The sequence below is a fragment of the Salifodinibacter halophilus genome (genome assembly GCA_012999515.1).
GTDB lineage: Bacteria > Pseudomonadota > Gammaproteobacteria > Nevskiales > Salinisphaeraceae > Salifodinibacter > Salifodinibacter halophilus.
In genome coordinates this window covers 2,182,732-2,200,857 of the sequence record JABEEB010000001.1, presented here as the reverse complement: position 1 = coordinate 2,200,857, position 18,126 = coordinate 2,182,732, and the positions used below count along the sequence as shown (strand labels likewise).

16 protein-coding genes and 1 pseudogene are annotated in these 18,126 nt (G+C 61.2%); all 17 read left to right on the top strand.

Features of this window, described 5'->3' with window-relative positions:
- Positions 1-266: 266 nt before the first annotated feature.
- The 17 genes and pseudogenes from HKX41_10260 (at position 267) to ggt (ending at position 18,106) form a co-directional block, all read left to right on the top strand.
- A pseudogene (locus HKX41_10260) lies at positions 267-627 on the top strand (DDE-type integrase/transposase/recombinase).
- 190 nt (positions 628-817) lie between these two features.
- The gene (locus HKX41_10255) at positions 818-1,411 is read left to right on the top strand and encodes an aminodeoxychorismate/anthranilate synthase component II (protein NNC24523.1); all 594 of its coding nucleotides are present in this window, start codon (positions 818-820) and stop codon (positions 1,409-1,411) included.
- A complete protein-coding gene (gene trpD / locus HKX41_10250; protein ID NNC24522.1) occupies positions 1,408-2,457 on the top strand; it encodes an anthranilate phosphoribosyltransferase in 1,050 nt (349 codons plus the stop codon). The genes HKX41_10255 and trpD overlap by 4 nt, the downstream gene beginning before the upstream one ends.
- Positions 2,454-3,260: an indole-3-glycerol phosphate synthase TrpC gene (gene trpC / locus HKX41_10245; protein ID NNC24521.1), complete on the top strand. Its 807-nt coding sequence runs from the start codon at positions 2,454-2,456 to the stop codon at positions 3,258-3,260. The genes trpD and trpC overlap by 4 nt, the downstream gene beginning before the upstream one ends.
- Positions 3,261-3,340: 80 nt before the next feature.
- On the top strand, positions 3,341-3,760 hold the full coding sequence (locus HKX41_10240) for an OsmC family protein (GenBank protein NNC24520.1): 420 nt from the start codon (positions 3,341-3,343) through the stop codon (positions 3,758-3,760).
- Positions 3,761-3,765: 5 nt separating this feature from the next.
- Positions 3,766-4,794 carry a DNA polymerase III subunit delta gene (gene holA / locus HKX41_10235; protein ID NNC24519.1) on the top strand — a complete coding sequence of 343 codons (1,029 nt, stop codon included), beginning with the start codon at positions 3,766-3,768 and terminating at the stop codon, positions 4,792-4,794.
- Positions 4,795-4,806: 12 nt separating this feature from the next.
- On the top strand, positions 4,807-6,090 hold the full coding sequence (locus tag HKX41_10230) for a glutamate-5-semialdehyde dehydrogenase (protein NNC24518.1): 1,284 nt from the start codon (positions 4,807-4,809) through the stop codon (positions 6,088-6,090).
- Positions 6,087-6,767 carry a nicotinate-nucleotide adenylyltransferase gene (gene nadD, locus HKX41_10225; GenBank protein NNC24517.1) on the top strand — a complete coding sequence of 227 codons (681 nt, stop codon included), beginning with the start codon at positions 6,087-6,089 and terminating at the stop codon, positions 6,765-6,767. The genes HKX41_10230 and nadD overlap by 4 nt, the downstream gene beginning before the upstream one ends.
- Positions 6,764-7,120 carry a ribosome silencing factor gene (rsfS, locus tag HKX41_10220; protein NNC24516.1) on the top strand — a complete coding sequence of 119 codons (357 nt, stop codon included), beginning with the start codon at positions 6,764-6,766 and terminating at the stop codon, positions 7,118-7,120. Before nadD ends, rsfS begins: the two co-directional genes overlap by 4 nt.
- Positions 7,117-7,587, top strand: coding sequence for a 23S rRNA (pseudouridine(1915)-N(3))-methyltransferase RlmH (gene rlmH, locus HKX41_10215; GenBank protein NNC24515.1), 471 nt, complete (start codon positions 7,117-7,119; stop codon positions 7,585-7,587). The genes rsfS and rlmH overlap by 4 nt, the downstream gene beginning before the upstream one ends.
- A 114-nt stretch (positions 7,588-7,701) precedes the next feature.
- Positions 7,702-11,550, top strand: coding sequence for a hypothetical protein (locus HKX41_10210; GenBank protein ID NNC24514.1), 3,849 nt, complete (start codon positions 7,702-7,704; stop codon positions 11,548-11,550).
- Positions 11,551-11,557: 7 nt separating this feature from the next.
- On the top strand, positions 11,558-12,418 hold the full coding sequence (locus HKX41_10205) for a carbon-nitrogen hydrolase family protein (GenBank protein NNC24513.1): 861 nt from the start codon (positions 11,558-11,560) through the stop codon (positions 12,416-12,418).
- A gap of 202 nt (positions 12,419-12,620) precedes the next feature.
- On the top strand, positions 12,621-13,292 hold the full coding sequence (locus HKX41_10200; protein NNC24512.1) for a cysteine hydrolase: 672 nt from the start codon (positions 12,621-12,623) through the stop codon (positions 13,290-13,292).
- 148 nt (positions 13,293-13,440) lie between these two features.
- A complete protein-coding gene (gene tldD, locus HKX41_10195; GenBank protein NNC24511.1) occupies positions 13,441-14,895 on the top strand; it encodes a metalloprotease TldD in 1,455 nt (484 codons plus the stop codon).
- A complete protein-coding gene (gene rsmD, locus HKX41_10190) occupies positions 14,892-15,509 on the top strand; it encodes a 16S rRNA (guanine(966)-N(2))-methyltransferase RsmD (GenBank protein ID NNC24510.1) in 618 nt (205 codons plus the stop codon). The genes tldD and rsmD overlap by 4 nt, the downstream gene beginning before the upstream one ends.
- Before the next feature lie 300 nt (positions 15,510-15,809).
- Positions 15,810-16,304 carry a pantetheine-phosphate adenylyltransferase gene (coaD, locus tag HKX41_10185; protein NNC24509.1) on the top strand — a complete coding sequence of 165 codons (495 nt, stop codon included), beginning with the start codon at positions 15,810-15,812 and terminating at the stop codon, positions 16,302-16,304.
- Positions 16,304-18,106 (top strand): gamma-glutamyltransferase, encoded by a 1,803-nt coding sequence (gene ggt, locus HKX41_10180; protein NNC24508.1) that lies wholly within the window; start codon positions 16,304-16,306, stop codon positions 18,104-18,106. The genes coaD and ggt overlap by 1 nt, the downstream gene beginning before the upstream one ends.
- Positions 18,107-18,126 lie beyond the last annotated feature (20 nt).

The window sequence follows — 18,126 nt, the reverse complement described above, 5'->3', positions numbered from 1 at the left end:
GGCTGCCGGCAGCGATAAGTATCGCCGGACTGCTAGGCGCTTTGAAGGTCGTTGAGACCTTCCGGCGACCATCTATTGATCACGAAGTCGAAACCGGTTCGCAAAGCGAGAAATAACCGCGTTTCCTCGCTCTGCGCAGATGGGCTATCCGGGCTATTCCAGGCAGCGCGCAGTCTGCCGTGTCATTCTGCGACACTCACGATCCTTGGCTTCGCACCTCCCGTGATGCTCTTGTTCATTGCGATTGGGCTGTGCGGCTTTTCTCACACCGACAGGATCGACAGATGGTCATAAGAGCGGTGGAAATTGCGGTCTGGCAGCGTCAAGGCAAGGCGGACGTAATTCTGCATTCCGACCGCGGCAGCCAGTTCACCAGCGGTGATTATCAGCGTTTTTTTGAAGAACAACACGCTGACGTGTTCGATGAGTGCCGTCAGCCATTGCGACGACAATGCTGCCTGCGAAGGCTTTTGCAGTGTACTTAAACGCGAACGCGAACGCGAACGCGTCCATCGCGCCAGGTACCACACGCTGGATATCGCCAGGTCAAACCTCTTTGACTACATCGAGCGATTCTATAATCCTAGAATGCGGCGACGCGTCGCCAAGCCGGACCTGTTGTTTTCAGGCTTTTCCCAAACCGTCCGTTGGAACGGGGTAGCCCCCAGTTGGGCGGCGGAGCGATCATCGTAGCGCCTCGGTACGCTATGCTTGTCGATCTGGCGGCATGTTGCTAAGGCATTCCAAGGTCAATGTGTAGAACAGGCGATGGGTCATAAAGTTTTAATTTTTAGCATTCAATAGGTTATTAGCGACAATGATCCTGATGATCGACAACTACGACTCGTTTACTTACAACCTCGTGCAATACCTCGGCGAACTCGGCGTCGAAGTGGACGTCGCACGCAACGACGAGATCAGCGTGGCTGAAATCGAAGCGCGCGCACCGGCCGGCATTGTCATTTCACCCGGCCCGTGTACACCGAGCGAGGCCGGCGTGTCATTGGAACTGATCCAGCGCCTGGCTGGACGAATTCCGATTCTCGGTGTGTGTCTCGGTCATCAAGCCCTCGGCCAGGCTTTCGGTGGCTCGGTGATTCGGGCCCGCAGCGTCATGCACGGCAAAACGTCACCGATTCATCACACCGGCCAAGGCGTATTCGCGGATCTCGACAATCCGTTGACAGCGACGCGCTACCACTCGTTGATTGTCGGCCACGACGACCTGCCAGCCGATTTCGAGATCACCGCCTGGACCGAAACTAAGAGCGGCGAAATCGACGAAATTATGGGCTTGATCCATCCAGCCACCGGGGCTGAGGGCGTGCAGTTCCACCCCGAATCGATCATGTCCGACGCCGGTCACGCCATGCTGGCGCGTTTTCTCGGCCGTTGCGAGATCGCGGCATGATCGATGCCGCGATCATAGACCACGTCGCCTCCGGTCGAGACCTGTCCGTCGAAGCCATGCAAGGGGCCGTGCGCGACATAATGACCGGGGGCGCCACGCCAGCGCAGATCGGCGGCCTGCTGGTTGCGCTGCGCATGAAAGGTGAAACCGTGGCCGAAATCAGTGCCGCAGCCTCGGTGCTCCGCGAGCTCGTCACGCCGGTGCCGGTTAATCCCGCGCTTGCCGACGAACTGGTCGATACTTGCGGCACCGGCGGCGATGGCTCGGGGCTTTTCAATGTCTCCACGGCCAGTGCTTTCGTGGTTGCGGCCGCGGGCGGCACGGTCGCCAAGCACGGCAACCGCTCGGTCTCGAGCACATCCGGCAGCGCCGATGTCCTGGAAGCTGCCGGCATCGCCACGGACTTATCACCCGAAGCGGTCGCCCGCTGTATCGACGAACTCGGCGCTGGTTTCATGTATGCCCCCGCCCACCACGGCGCCATGCGTCACGCGGTCGGCCCGCGCCGGGAACTCGGTATCCGCACGCTTTTGAACATTGTCGGCCCGCTGGTTAACCCGGCCGGTGCGCGGAATCAGGTCATGGGCGTTTTCAACGGCCACCTCTGCGAGCCGCTGGCCGAAGTCTTGCAACGGCTCGGCAGCCGCCACGTGATGGTCGTCCACAGCGGCGACGGCATCGACGAACTCTCAATCAACGCGCCAACGCGCGTAGCCGAATTGAAAGCTGGCCAGATCAGCACTTACATGGTCGCACCCGAAGATGTCGGCCTCGAACGCGGCTCACTGGACGGCGTGCGCGCCGTTGACGCCGCCGACAGCCTACGCCTGATCAGACAAGCGCTATCGGGCGTACCCGGCCGGGCACGCGACCTCGTCGCTTTCAACGCCGGGGCCGCACTCTACGTCAGTGGTCGGGCCGACAATCTGGCCGACGGCGTCGCCCTGGCATGCGACACGATGGCAAGCGGCGATGCCACCCGGCGTCTCGACGATATCGCCCAGTTCAGTCGGCACCTGACCGAACAAGCGCCCACAACGCCATGAAAAGCGCAGTCGGCAACAACGTTCTGGCCGACATTATCGCCGACAAACGCGGCGAAATCGACGCACTTTACCGCGACGTCGGCGCCGCAGCGATGGCCGATCGCGCTGCCGCCGCATCGGCACCGCGTGATTTCGCCGGCGCACTCGCCGCCACGGCACCGGCGGCGGTCATCGGCGAGATTAAAAAAGCCTCACCGAGCAAAGGCTTGATTCGCACCGATTTCGACGTCACCTGGCTCGCCGAGCGGTATGCCGCCGGCGGCGCGGCGTGTCTGTCGGTTCTGACCGATTGCGACTACTTTCAGGGCCGCGCCGCATATCTGGCCGAGGCGCGTCACGCGTCGGGCCTGCCCGCGCTGCGCAAGGATTTCATGCTCGATCCCATCCAGATCGACGAATCGCGCGCGCTGGGCGCGGACTGCATTTTATTGATTGTCGCGACGCTGACCGATGCACAACTAATCGATTTGGCCGCGCACGCCGAAGCGCTCGGCATGGCCGTTCTAGCCGAAGTCCACGACCGCGCCGAACTCGAACGCGTTAAACGTCTGCCGGAAACGACACTTGTCGGCGTCAACAACCGCGATCTCACGACGTTCGAGACAACGCTGACCACCAGCGAAACCTTGGCGACCGCCATGCCGGCGGACCGACTGACCATCAGCGAAAGCGGCATCCACAACGCCGATGATCGCCGCCGTCTCCAGCGAGCCGGATTTGGCGTGTTCCTCGTGGGCGAGTCGTTCATGCGCCAACCCGATCCGGCAACGGCGCTGGAACAACTGTTAGCGGAACCGGACTGAGCCAACCGCTCGCTCCATAAGACTTGATTGCGAGCCGAGCACGCCACAGACTCCGGTAGAAACACCGGATACGGATTCACATGCAAGCAGTCATCAACTGGCAGGGCGAACTGCAGTTCAACGCCCGTGCTGACAGCGGCCACGACGTAGCCATCGACGGGCCACCCGACCTGGGCGGCCAAAACGCTGGGTCGCGACCGATGGAATTAATGCTCATGGGTGTGGGTGCGTGTAGCGCGATGGACGTGATGCACATCCTGAAAAAAGCGCGCCAGGACGTGACCGACTGCCGAATCGAGGTCGATGGCACACGCGCCGATACCGAACCAAAGATTTTTACCGCCATCCATATGACGTTTGTGGTCACCGGGCACGGCCTGAGCGACAAACAGGTTGCGCGGGCGGTGCAACTTTCAGCCGAGAAATACTGCTCGGCCTCGATCATGCTCCAGGATAGCGTCGATATCAGCCATAGCCACCGGATCGAGGCCGCCGCCTAAGCACCGTGGAAATCGCACCCGACCGGCTAGCCGATAAACTCGATGGCTCACAACTGGCCTCGATCTATCTGATCGGCGGCAGCGAGCCGCTGCAGGTGGTCGAAGCCGCGGACGCCGTGCGCGCAGCTGCCCGGCGCCACGGCTTCGACGAGCGCGAGATCCACCACGCTGAACCCGGCTTCGACTGGGACCGCATTCGAAGCGCCGGCGCGACCGGATCGCTGTTCGCCAACAAACAATGCATCGAGCTGCACATCCCGAGCCAGGGGCCGGGCAAAACCGGTGCGGCGGCGCTCAAGGAAATCGCCAATAAACCGCCCGCCGATACGATCATTCTGATCGTGGCGCCGTCGCTCCAAGGCAATGCACGCCAGAGTGCATGGTACAAAGCCCTTAGTTCGGCCGGTATCGCCGTCTTCGCCTGGCCGGTTAGCGGTAACGCGCTGCGTAGCTGGCTCAACAACCGCGCACACGCTGCAGGTGTCACCCTTGCCGAGGACGCCGTGGCGTTACTGGCCGAGCGCACGGAAGGTAACCTCCTGGCTGCGTCCCAGCAGATCGACCGACTGGCGCTGACCACACCCGGCGAAACAATCGACGCAACCACGATCGAAGCCGTAGCCGGCGACGACGCCCATTTCGATATGTTCGCGCTAACCGCGCGCGCGGTCGACGGCGACCGCGCCGGCGCGATCCGCGTGCTACGCCGTCTGCGCACCGAAGGTACGGACCCGGTGCCAATCACCTGGGCACTGGTCCGCGAAATCCGACTTTTATACCGAGCCGCAGTAGCCGCGCGTTACGATCAAGTCGATGCCGTTTTGTCCAAGGTATTCATGCCAGCCGCTCGCAAACGCCGGATCACCGAGCTGGCACGGCGGACAAGCAGCGACCACTTGGCGCACGTACTCCATGACGTCGCCCGCATCGACCGGATTAACAAAGGAGCCGAGGCCGGCCGTGCATGGGATGAGCTGGTAAGCTTGATCCACGGACTTGTCGACTGCACATATGGGCGGAAGGTAGCCGCCTGACACCGAAAGCAAATGGATCAGAACGCCATCCAAACCACTGACGACGCCGAGACTGAGCGTGAACTGTACGCAATCGGCGAGCGCGCCCGGACCAGCGCACGCCACATGGCGCTGGCCGACCCCGGTCGGAAAAACACCGCGCTTGAAGCGATCGCCGAAGCGCTAAACGACGGCCGAGACACCATCAAGGCGGCGAATGTGCGCGACCTCGACGCCGGGCGCCACACGTTGGACGACGCCGCGCTCGATCGGCTGGCCATCGGCGACGACACGATCAAGCGCATGGCCGACGGCCTGCGCCAAGTTGCCGCCCTGCCCGATCCGATCGGCGCGATCAACGACCTGACCTACCAGCCATCCGGTATTCAGGTCGGCCAAATGCGGGTGCCGCTGGGCGTGATCGGCATCATCTACGAATCGCGGCCCAACGTCACGGTCGACGCGGCCGCGTTGTGTATCAAATCCGGCAACGCGGCGATCTTGCGCGGCGGCTCCGAGGCGATCAACACCAACTTGGCGATCGCGGCCTGCGTGGCGCGTGGCTTGGCCGAAGCCGACCTACCCGAGACAGCCGTGCAAGCGATCGAAACCACCGACCGCGCCGCGGTCGGCGCCATGCTAGCCGACGCCGAACATATCGACGTTATCGTGCCACGCGGTGGAAAGTCGCTGACCCAGCGCGTCGCCAATAATGCACAGATGCCGGTGATCAAGCATCTGGACGGTGTCTGCCACGTCTATATCGATGCCGACGCCGACCTCGATAAAGCCGTGGCCATAGCCGTCAACGCCAAAACCCAGCGTTTCGGCACTTGCAACACCATGGAAACGCTGCTGGTCGCGGCATCCATCGCCCCTGCGGTCCTGCCCCGACTCGCCCATGAATTCGAGCAAGCCGGTATAACGCTGGTCGGCTGCGAACGTGCCTGTGCGGCGAGCGACGCCATCGAAACCGCTGCCGCCAGCGATTGGGGCGCGGAGTTTCTCGGCCCCAAGCTGGCGATTGGTGTGGTCGATGACCTGACTAGTGCAGTCGATCACATTGCGGCCTATGGTTCAGCCCATACCGATGCCATCGTGACCGAGAATTGGTCGACAGCTCGCTACTTCACCCGAGCCGTGGATTCGGCGTCGGTCATGGTCAACGCGTCGACGCGTTTTTCCGATGGTTTCGAATACGGGCTCGGCGCGGAAATCGGTGTTTCCACCGACAAGCTTCATGCCCGCGGACCGGTGGGCCTGCTCGGGCTGACTTCGGAAAAATATGTCGTCTACGGCGACGGTCACCTGCGTTGAGCAACGACAAACCGACGCTTGAGCCGCCGATCGGCGTTCTCGGCGGCACATTCGACCCAATCCATCACGGCCACCTCCGACTGGCGCTGGAGACCGCGGAACAGTTACATCTGGACGAAGTCCGCATGATTCCGAACGGCCAGCCGCCGCACCGCGACGCACCAGCGGCTAGCGCCGAACAACGTGCGCACTGGGTCAATCTCGCGACCGCGCCCGAACCCCGCCTGACCATGGACAGCCGGGAACTGCGGCGCGCCGGACGCTCGTACACAGTCGACACATTGGCCGACATGCGCGCCGAATGGCCGAATAGACCGCTGTGCCTGATTATGGGCCGTGATGTATTCGCCGATCTGCCTAGCTGGCACCACTGGCGCGAACTATTCGAACTGGCGCATATCGCACTGATCGACCGCGGTAGCTCGAGGCCGGCACTAGCTGCCGAAGCCGCAGCCGAACTCGACATCCGCTACAGCGACGACCCAGCCATACTCGCATCCCGGCCGGCCGGCGCCATCATCCCGATCGAACCGCCGACGCTGGCTATATCCGCCAGCCGCATCCGTGCACTGCTGGCCGCCGGCGCCAGCCCACGCTACCTGCTGCCCGATACTGTTCTGGAGGAGCTGATGACCACGAACGTCTATAGCCAACCCGCCACCACCGAGCGCTCATGACCACCGAACACACCGAACCACTGGATATCGCCCGCGCTGCGATCGACGAGCTCAAAGCCGAATCGATACAGGTGCTCGATGTCCGCGCGCTGACGACCATCGCCGACGACATGATCATCTGTAGTGGCAACTCGTCACGCCATGTCAAACGCATCGGGGAAACCGTCATCCAAAATGCCAAGCAAGCCGGGCTTGCGCCGCGCGTCGAAGGACTTGAACCAGCCGACTGGGCATTGATCGACCTGGGCGGGGTCATCGTCCATGTCATGCAACCCGCCACCCGCGCCTACTATCAGATCGAAAAACTCTGGGACGTCGGCACCAACGAGCGACAAGCCAACAGCTCGCATTGAAAATCGCGCTCATTGCCGTTGGCAAGCGCGTGCCAACCTGGGTCGATACCGGCTTTGACGAGTACCGCAAACGGCTACCGCGTGGTATCGATCTGAGCCTATCCGCGATCGCCGCTAGCGACCGCAAAAGTGGCGACACCACGCGCGCTGTTGCTGACGAAGACCGGCGCATGCTGCGCGCTATTCCAGACGGTGCCGAAGCGATCGCCCTGGACGAAACCGGCCGCAGTTGGTCCACCGAAGGGCTCGCACGCGATCTCGACGCCTGGCAGATGGACGGCCGCGATCGCGCACTTCTGGTGGGTGGACCGGACGGCCTCGGCCCGTCGGTCCGCGCGCGGGCCGATGCGACTCGGTCGTTATCAGCGTTAACATTGCCGCACGCATTGGTCCGTGTGATCGTTGCCGAGCAACTCTACCGCGCGCATACAATTCTTACCGGTCATCCCTACCACCGCAGCGGTTGAGGCCAAGATTACGGCTTGGCGTAAACCGCGTCGCTACGGCGTATTCGCCGAACGCCACCAACTCGGCTATGCTGTAACGCCGTAGCCGCGCTGTCCTAACCGCCCGCCGCACGCATGGCCACTGATTCGCCCTACTGGCAAAAAACGCTGATCGAAATCCTGGCGCAGTTCGCTTCCCTGGGACTGATGCTGGCGTTGACCGGTTGGGGCATCGAACAGATTGCCACGACGGCGCGGCCCGCTATCACCAGCGCCGCCAGTCAACACATCGACGGCCATGTAACCGCCAAGGCCCTGTCGCTCGACTGGGCCGGCGCCGGACCGGCCGTGACGCTTAAAAACGTCGGTCTGTTTCGCCCAGACCATGCCAAGCCAGCCGTACGCGGCCGCCGGGTGACAATCCGGTTCGACATGAATTCACTTATACGCGGCCGCTTCAAGGCGCAGGCAATCGTCCTTGAACGCCCGCGTCTCAAAGTCCGGCGGTCGGCAAACGGGCAAGTGCGCTTAGTCAACTGGTCGCGCACGCAAGGTGCGACGCCCGACTGGCAGAAACTCGACCGCCTGCGCGGGTACCTCGATGCACTGATTGTTAAAAAGGCTCGTGTCGACTTTGCCGGGCCCAAGGTACCGGGCGGTAGCGTCGCACTCGAGCCATTGGATGTGCGCATACGCCGTGAAAACGGCCAGCAATGGCGGGCGTCATTCAATTTTAAAGGCCCGACCTGGCTGCCGACGGCACGTGGCCACACGACATTAAAAGCGAAGCCACCAAACGTTGAAAGCGCCCGATTTTTCGCCCACATGCGTACCGCTGATCCGTTTGAGCTCAGCCAACTGCTAGCCGGTGAAAGCACTCCAAACAGCCAACGCGGCGGACACCTCGATATCACACTCGAAGGTCGCTGGCAGCAAGACCATTTCGTCGATACGAACGCCCAGATCAAAACACAGATCGGCAGCAGCGCATCGGACTCGGGCGCACAACCGCCACGGATCGATGCCACATTCGCGCTCAACCAAAAGCCGGGCAGTGATCGCGTCCAATTCCACCTCGAACAGGCGAGCGGCAATGTCGCCAACCTGGACAAGTTGCAGCTCGCCGGCCACGCCGGGCTCGAACATCGCCACATCGTCGTCCACGGCAAACATTTGCCCGGCAGTCTGATCACACGACAGGCCAAACAACGCGTCGACGCCATCAAAAATGCCAAGTTAAGCCTGAACGTGCCTCGTTTTCAGGCCGAGATCGGAAACGACCATGCACTCGAGCTCAACGCATCGTTCGATAAACTTCAGTTTGCCGATTCGGACCTAAGCTTTGGCCCCGTCCGCGGCCGCTATCAACAAACGGCGGGCACGCACACCATCCGTTTCCAACACGCGGGTGGTCGCATCCAGTCAGACCGCTACCTCAAGGGCACCCTGCCGATCAACGATCTGGACGGCACGCTGACCTGGCGCCATAAAAACGATGCAATCCGGCTACAACTCAAAGATTTGTCGGCGACAAGCGGCGACAACCGGCTAACACTTAACGGCCGGGTAACCGCCCCCACCAAAAGCTCGACGAGCACGCACCTCGTAGCCAAGGCCGAACTACCGAATGCGTCCGAACTCGTCCAATATATTCCGCAGCACGCGAAACTCCCCAACGCCGAATTGCGGGACTGGCTCGGGCACTGCGTCATAGCCGGCCGTGTGCCGTCGGCCACACTGAAACTCGACGGCAAACTCGCCAATTTCCCATTCGCGACCCAGCACGCCGAGGGCCAGTTCGCGCTCAAACTCCAAGCACGCGATGTCACACTTCGGCCGAAACCGGGCTGGCCCAAGCTCAAAAACACCGACGGTTCTCTGTCGATCGACAACGTCGGTTTGAAAGCCAAACTTGAACAAGGACGCATAGCCGGTATCAAGCTGGCGCCGTCGACTGGCTCGATAGAAGACGTGCGCGAGCCGATGTTCGCGATCCAAACGAAAACGAAAGCAACGCGCCTGGAAAAACTGCGGGCATTCATCCTGAATTCGCCACTGGCCGACGAAATAGGCGAGATCGTACGCCCACTGCACGCCAGCGGGCCCGCCCGTGTTCAGACGCGCTTGAAGATTCCACTCAAACCCGAGATGCCCAAACTCAAGGTTGATGGGCAACTGCATCTGGCGGGCGACACCTTGAAACAGGCCGCGTTGCCGGCGCCGATAACCGACATCCACGGCGATTTGTCTTTCTCACGCGACGTGGTGCGCGCGAGCGACATCAAGGCCCAATTGGCCGGCACGTCACTGTCTGCGGACCTGGTTCCGGAAAACGACGGCGGCGAACGGATCCAGGTCCAGGGCCAAGCGAAACTGCCCCGGGATCGCGATCTACTGGCGCACTATATACCGCGCCGCTGGCTGCAATATATCCACGGCGCGACCCATTATGACCTTGCTTTCCGGATCGGGCCGCACGGCAAACGTTCACCGTTTCGAATCAATACCGACCTCGAGGGAATCGCCCTCAAGCTACCGCCACCGCTGGCCAAGCGGCCCCAGGCGACCACACCGCTTGCGCTACAAGTCGCCGCCGACGGCTCACGTGTGCATGCGCGCTACGACGACCGCATCACGGCAAATGTCCAGCTCAAAAACGCATCTCCCACCCGGGTTCAGGTGTTGCTCGGCGACAAACCGCCGACACCGCCGTCAACCCCGGGCATCTGGATCGGCGGTCATACCCAGCTCGTCGACGGACCCGGCTGGTTTTACGTTATTCGCCGTATGCTGCAAGCAAAAGCAAAGCGGCGATCGAACGAAGATGGTGACAACCCCACGACGCTGGCCTTTCGCGGCGCCGATCTCGATATAGACACTCTGCGCCTGGGCAAGGTCGCACTCGACAATCTCAAAATCGATGCACACGCGACACGGCCGTCCAATCGTGGCTGGCAGATTGCGCTCGGCGGCCCGTATGCTGACGGCCGGGTCTCGGTCGCCAACACGGCCAATCAGCGACTGCGTGTCGGCGCATCGCTGAACAAACTAGCGCTCGACAATGTCGAGGCCGACGATAACGAAACCGATAATGCCGATCGCTCGAAAGAAACAACGTCGGGAGCGATAACGGAGTGGCCGGTTTTACTCCCCGACGTCAAACCAACCGAACTGCCCGCGATCAACGCGACGATCCAAAACTTATCGCTAGGCGATAACCAACTGGGTGAACTACGCGTCAACGCAAGTGCGGCGCCCGGCGGTTGGCGCTTGTCCAAAGCCCAGTGGCAAGCGAATAAGGATACCGCGCATGTCAGCGGCCTATGGCAGCGCGACGAAGGTCGGACCACAGCTAATCTCAAATTCGAACTAACTGGCAAACATGTGCCAACTATCGCCAACGGACTGGGCCTGCCGCTACCGATCGAGGCAGCACGAACACACATCCAGGGTGATTTGAATATTGCCCCCAACCCGCGCGGTTTGGATCTACGCGCGCTCCACGGTAACGCCAAGGCGACACTCGATCATGGCAGTCTGCCGAGCGTAAGCCCCGGACCGGCGCGTGCACTCGGGCTGTTGAACATCAACGCGTTACCGAGTCGGTTATTGCTAAATTTCAACGATATCGCTAAGCCCGGGCTGGCGTTCGATAAGCTAACGGTGCCCGCACGGCTTGTTAACGGCAACGCGTTTATCAAAGGCGCCCGAATGAACACCAATTCGGCCAAGATTGCGTTTAGTGGCCGGGTTGGACTGGCCAGCCGCGACGTCAATGCACGCGTCGTCGTGACTCCCAAAATCGGCAGCGGTTTGACGATTGTCAGTACGATCTTCGGCGGACCGTTGGGCGGCGCCGCCGTTTTTGGTCTCCAGGAGCTTTTTCAGCATCCATTCAATAAGCTTACGCGCCTGACTTTCAATCTCCGCGGCGGATGGCATACGCTGGCCGTCATAGGCCAACAGTCCGATAGCGATCAATAGCCACGCCATGACCGACTCAGCCAATCGATCCCACGTCGCCGCCATCCAAATGGTCAGCATCGATGATGTCCAACACAATCTCGGTGTCGCAGGCCGACTCGTCAGCGAAGCCGCAGCCGACGGTGCATCGCTCATTGTCTTACCCGAAAATTTCGCATTCATGGGCCGGCGCCCAAACGACTACGCCCCCGTCGGCGAAGTTGACGGCAACGGCCAGATTCAATCGTTCCTAGCCACTACGGCGGCTGCGCACGGCATCTGGCTGGTCGGTGGTAGTATCCCTTTGGCCTCCGGCGAAGCGGAGCGCGTGATCCCGTCGTGTCTCGTCTACGACCCCAACGGTCGGCGCGCGGCACGCTACGACAAGATTCATCTTTTCGACATCGGCATACCCGGCTCGACCGAGGCCTACCGCGAATCGGCGATGTTCGTACCGGGTCCCCCCGAGCCCCGCATCGTGGATACCGATGTCGGCCGACTCGGCCTGACCATCTGCTACGACCTGCGGTTCCCCGCGCTTTACCGCGCACTCGCCGATGCCGGTGCCGAAATCGTCGTCGCGCCGTCGGCATTCACCGACACAACCGGCCAGGCACACTGGCACGTGCTGACACGAGCGCGCGCGATCGAAAACCAGTTCGCACTGATCGCGCCGGATCAGGCCGGTGTTCACGCCGACGGTCGGCGTACCTATGGGCACAGTCTCATTGTCGATCCCTGGGGCAGCATCAAGGTCGAAGCAGCCACCGACGAAGCCGAGGTCATCACCACCGACCTCGACCTCGACCACGTGGCGAGCCTACGTTCACGCTTTCCAACGCTCGAACACCGGCGGATGACGCCGACCAGGCCGTCGTCGGATCGTTAGCGCGTTTGGTATGTTCTGGGTGGCCTGTGACGCTGAATCAGCTTGCTGCGTTTTGGCTCAACACCGTCACGCTGTACCAGCTGACTGACCCCGTCGGGCTCCGGTTCCAAACTGTTATAACCGACTGGCATCCGTGATAGCCGACAGGCTGACCGTAACGCTTCGTTATCATGGTTTTTTACGCCACACAGGCCACGCATTGATGGATCTATCACGCACCGCACTGGTTCTGATCGATTTTCAAAAAGAAAGTAAATACGGAATCCAAGGAGTTCAGCCAGCAGTGGCCGCGGCTGATCAATTACTCGCAGCCTGTCGACCGCTTGATATACCCGTTATCTACACACGGCAGATCAACCGTACCGACGGCTTTGGATTGCCCAACCACGAAGTGCTCGACGACCACGGGCAACCGGTGTATTACCGCGATGACGCCGAGGCCAAGGAGATTATCGACGACATCGCGCCAACGGAATTTGATGCCGTCATCGACAAGCATCGATGGAGCGGTTTCCATGCGACGCCACTCGATTTGATATTACGCAATCTTGATATCAAACACTTGATCATGGGCGGCTTCGTGACCGATGGCTGTCTGATGACGAGTGTCTTTGACGCCTACGCACACGATTACCAGGTTAATCTGGTCAAAGATGGCTGCGCAGCCACAAACGACGGCGCCCATAAAGCCGCCATATTGATGATGGCCAACTGGGTCTACGATATTGAAATTTTCAATGCCACAGAATGCGTGCATAAGCTTGCGGGCAAGGATTACACCGCTTGGCACTCAACCGCACCGGATCAAATGCCGTTTAGTGGCAGCACACTGGACTCAGTATTTGACTCACTGGACTCAGACCAAGCCGGGTAATGCCATGCCGTTTAGCGGCTGACCGGGCATCCCTCGCCACACCACTTTTAGGCACATAACGCAAACAAAGCGCTATAAGCATAGTAAAGTCGCTTAATTTTTAAATCTTGATGCGATACGCGGCATCTTGAGTGCTAAGCTAAGATTTATGGACAACCACACTGACATCGCCTGCGACGCGTTGCTCGGCCCGGCGCAAATCGACGCTGGCCAATTGCAATCCACGCTGGACGCGCTGATGCGTCCGGGCATCGACTACGGCGACCTCTATTTTCAGATCCACAAAAACGAACAGTGGGTACTGGATGACGGCATAGTGCGCACGGCCGCCTCCAGCCAGAGCCAGGGTGTGGGGGTGCGCGCCCTGGCCGGCGAACAGACCGGCTTCGGTTATGCCGACGAACTGGCATTCCCCGCTTTAGCCGAGGCCTCCGATGCCGCAGCGGCGATCGCTCATGGCGGCAACAGCGCGCGGGTCAACCCGCTAACCCGTGGCGATAATCCGCCGCCGATGCGCTATCAGCCGATTGACCCGTCAGCCAGCCTCGAGGCCGCCGATAAACTCGCCCTGCTGCACCATGCCGATAAGATCGCACGCGCAGCCGACGACCGTGTAGTGCGCGTGACCGCTTCCTGTGCAAGCACAAGCGACACGGTATTGGTCGCGGCGACCGATGGCACCCTGGCCGGGGATGTTCGCCCGCTGGTCCGCGTCAATATCAGCGTGCAGGTCGAAGCCAATGGCCTACGCGAATCGGCTAGTGCCGGTGGCGGCGCACGTACCGACTATGGCTTTTTCAACGACGGCGTGGACCGCGTGGCTGACTATGCACGCCAGGCCGTCGACCGAGCGCTGGTACGCCTGCGTGCCGAACCGGCACCCGCCGGGTCCATGCCAGTCGTCCTAGGAGCGGGTTGGCCCGGCGTATTGCTCCACGAGGCTGTCGGTCACGGTCTGGAGGGCGATTTCAACCGCCGCGGCACATCCACCTATGCCGACCGCATCGGCGAACAAGTCGCCTCGCCACTTTGTACTGTGGTCGATGATGGCACCCTGGACGGCCGCCGTGGCTCGCTAGCCGTCGACGACGAGGGCACACTGGCTGGCCGCAACACATTGATCGAAAACGGGGTGCTCACCGGCTATATGCAGGACAAGCACAACGCTGGCCTGATGGGTGTACCGACCACCGGCAACGCCCGTCGCGAATCTTACGCTGACACCGTTATGCCGCGGATGACCAACACATATCTGTGCCCCGGCAACGACGAGCCGGCCGATATCATCAGTTCGCTCGACGATGGCATCTACGCGGTCAATTTCTCCGGTGGCTCGGTCGACATCACGTCCGGCAACTTCGTGTTCTCGGCCGACGAAGCCTACCGCGTGGAAAACGGCCAAATCGGTGCACCGGTCAAAGGCGCAACACTGATCGGCAACGGCCCGGGGATTTTGAATCAGGTTTCGATGCTCGGCAACGACTTCGCCCTGGACTCAGGCGTCGGCGTCTGCGGCAAACAAGGTCAGAACGTGCCGGTCGGTGTCGGCCAGCCAACACTTAAAATCGACGCCATCACGGTTGGTGGCACCGACACCGGCTGACTCCGGATAGTTTGGCCAAACAGCGCAGCCGAGGTCGCCGCAAACCGGGCCGACCAGCAACCATACGCCTGACCGGCGGCCAATGGCGCGGCACACGCCTGCCCGTCACCGATGCCGATGGACTGCGCCCGACCGCCGAGCGAGTTCGCGAAACGCTTTTCAACTGGCTAGCGCCCATGATCGAGGGCGCTCACTGCATCGATTGTTTCGCCGGGACCGGCGCGCTCGGGCTGGAAGCGCTGTCACGCGGTGCGGCGCACGTCGATTTTTTCGACACCGACCGCACAACGGCCAACGCGCTTCGCGAGCGACTCGACATGCTCGGTGCGAACACCCGCGCGACGGTCACAGCCAGCGATTTTCGGCACGCATCGCTGCCTGCTTCTTCGATTGACATCGCTTTCGTCGACCCACCCTTCGCGCATGAGCTACAACACGCTGCGATCGAGCGTCTACGCCCAGCGCTGACATCCAATGCGCGTGTTTATTTTGAGCATCCGGCCGCCCAAGCGCATGAGTTCGCCTCATTAATTGATCCGGTGTTGGAAACGCTGCGACATAAACGTGCCGGCGCCGTGGGCTTTGGGCTTGCCCGACCATATACAGCCGGATAACCGCTCGCAGTATAGGGCGCAGGCCGCTGACACGCGCCGACACGTCCAGCCTGTTTATGCCATCTGCACGGTTTGGACCGCAGGATAATCCAAGAGGCTGCCTCGCTTGTCCTTGCGCCCCGATTACTAAGAAAACCAGGGCCAGTTGGTAGCGTTGGTGATGACACGGATACAACAAGCCGAAAAGCCAAGCGCGGCTATCGCCACTGGGCGCTTTCAGTCAATGCTGATCCCGACTGCTATATTAAGTGGGTTATCAGGCGCAGATGACCGCGCCCCTCGTCAATTTGTCGAAAGCCTATGACTCAACATACCCCAGTTCGCGCCGCTTACACCGGCACATTCGACCCCATCACTAACGGCCATGCCGACGTCATCCGCCGTGCGGCAAACCTGTTCGACGACCTGATCGTAGCGGTGGCCTCCAGCAACGAAAAACGCTCGATTTTCAACTACGCTGAGCGCGTCGAGATCGCCAGCGAAGTATTAGCCGATGTGCCCAACGCACGGGTGATGCCGGTCACCGACCTAGTCGTGGATTTCGCACACGCGCACGATGTGAGCGTTCTGGTCCGTGGCGTACGCGGCGTCGGCGACTACGAATACGAAAAACAAATGGCGATGATGAACCGCCATCTGGCCCCTGAGGTCGATACCATCTTTCTCGCACCCTCGGCCGAGTACGCCCATATCTCATCGACACTTGTGCGCGAGATCGCGTTTCTAAATGGCCAGCTTACCGGCTTGGTGCCCAAGCCGGTCGCCGAGCGACTGCATACCAAAACCGAACACTGATGGCCCCGGAGATGTCAGCAATGCGAACAGGCAACACACCCTGGTACAACCTCACATCTGCCGCTGCAGGCATCGTGCTCTTGTTGGCGGCCAGCATCCAGGCAAGTGCCACACCCAATAAAGCCGCAGTGGCCAGCGCGCATCCGGCGGCAACCCAGGCGGGGCAAACCATCCTCCAACGTGGCGGCAACGCATTTGACGCGGCGGTCGCGGTCTCCGCAGCCCTGGCCGTTGTCGAGCCACAGAGTTCCGGACTGGGCGGCGGTGGATTCTGGCTTTTGCATCAGAACGAGAGCGGCCGCAATATCATGATCGATGGGCGTGAGGAAGCCCCGGCAGCAGCCACCCCGCGCATGTATCAAAACGCCGACGGCGAGATCAAAAAACGAGCATCGCGCGACGGCGGCCTGGCTGCGGGGATTCCCGGCGAGCCGGCCGCGCTCGTTCATCTAGCCCAAAATTACGGCCAACTCTCGCTGGCCGAAGACCTCGCACCAGCCATTGAACTGGCGCAAAACGGCGTGCCGGTCAACGCCGACATGCACCATCTCGCCAACTTTCGGAAGGACCTTCTAAAGCGCTATCCGGCGAGCGCTGACAAGATACTGACCAAGGCCGGCGAACCATTACCGGTTGGCACTTCGCTCGTTCAACCACAGCTCGCCGAAACCCTCCAATCGCTGGCCCAAGATGGCAAAGCTGGCTTCTACGACGGTCCGGTCGCCGCCAAATTGGTCGCCGGCAATCGTTCGGCCGGCGGCATCTGGACCCGCAAGGACTTAAGTGACTACAGCGTCGTCGAACGCGAACCGATGAGCGGTCAGTACAAAACACCGGCCGGCCAATTCAAAGTGGTATCGGCCGGGCCACCTTCGGCCGGGGGGATCGAGCTGTTGGAAACACTCAACATTCTATCCGGCTACCAATGGTCGAAGCTCGATCGCACCCACCGCGTGCATTTGGCCGCGGAAGCGATGCGCCGGGCCTACCGCGACCGCGCGGCTTATCTAGGGGATGCTGATTTTGTCGATATGCCGCTTGCCAAGCTGACTGATCCCCATTACGCCGCTGGCCTGCGCGCCAGTATCACGAAAGATCAGGCCACGCCAAGTGACGCGCTAGCGCCGGTCACCAGCGCATATCGCCGCCAGCGCGGAACCGACACCACGCATTTTTCGATCGTAGACAGCGCCGGCAACCGCGTCGCGGCCACACTATCGATCAATTTCCCATTCGGTAGTGGTGTGGTGGCGCCGGGAACCGGCGTGTTTCTGAACGACGAAATGGACGACTTCGCCGCCAAACCGTTGACACCCAACGGCTATGGCTTGGTCAGCACCCGAGCGAACCAGGTCGAGCCGGGTAAGCGACCCCTATCGAGTATGTCGCCGACTTTTGTGACCGGCCCCGAGAAAACGCTGATCGTGGGAACCCCGGGCGGCTCTCGCATCATCTCAATGGTGCTGTTGGGCATTCTGGATTTCACCCACGGCGGCAACGCCCAGGATGTCGTCCAGCACGGGCGCTATCACCATCAGTATTTGCCCGATGCGATTCAGTACGAGCCGGGCGCACTATCGCCCAAGGTTCGCCACCAGCTCGAGGCGATGGGCCATTCGTTCAAAAAGGTCGACCACCACTACGGCGATATGCACGCGATTGTGGTCAACCACGACAACGGCCAGCTTAACGCCGCATCCGATCCTAGAGGTATCGGCTGTGCCGCCGTGGGCACGGGTGGTCATTCATGCGCCCTGGGCGATGCTATAGACGCCGACAACCGAAACGCCGAGACGCACTAAAGCGCCCGGCGTTTCGGCGG

Excerpts from the sequence above, each read along its gene's own strand:
- tldD (NNC24511.1), top strand. The coding sequence starts at position 13,441 with ATGGACAACCACACTGACATCGCCTGCGACGCGTTGCTCGGCCCGGCG.
- trpD (NNC24522.1), top strand. The coding sequence starts at position 1,408 with ATGATCGATGCCGCGATCATAGACCACGTCGCCTCCGGTCGAGACCTG.
- HKX41_10240 (NNC24520.1), top strand. The coding sequence starts at position 3,341 with ATGCAAGCAGTCATCAACTGGCAGGGCGAACTGCAGTTCAACGCCCGT.
- ggt (NNC24508.1), top strand. The coding sequence starts at position 16,304 with ATGGCCCCGGAGATGTCAGCAATGCGAACAGGCAACACACCCTGGTAC.
- rsfS (NNC24516.1), top strand. The coding sequence starts at position 6,764 with ATGACCACCGAACACACCGAACCACTGGATATCGCCCGCGCTGCGATC.
- trpC (NNC24521.1), top strand. The coding sequence starts at position 2,454 with ATGAAAAGCGCAGTCGGCAACAACGTTCTGGCCGACATTATCGCCGAC.
- HKX41_10210 (NNC24514.1), top strand. The coding sequence starts at position 7,702 with ATGGCCACTGATTCGCCCTACTGGCAAAAAACGCTGATCGAAATCCTG.
- coaD (NNC24509.1), top strand. The coding sequence starts at position 15,810 with ATGACTCAACATACCCCAGTTCGCGCCGCTTACACCGGCACATTCGAC.
- HKX41_10255 (NNC24523.1), top strand. The coding sequence starts at position 818 with ATGATCCTGATGATCGACAACTACGACTCGTTTACTTACAACCTCGTG.
- HKX41_10230 (NNC24518.1), top strand. The coding sequence starts at position 4,807 with ATGGATCAGAACGCCATCCAAACCACTGACGACGCCGAGACTGAGCGT.
- HKX41_10205 (NNC24513.1), top strand. The coding sequence starts at position 11,558 with ATGACCGACTCAGCCAATCGATCCCACGTCGCCGCCATCCAAATGGTC.
- HKX41_10200 (NNC24512.1), top strand. The coding sequence starts at position 12,621 with ATGGATCTATCACGCACCGCACTGGTTCTGATCGATTTTCAAAAAGAA.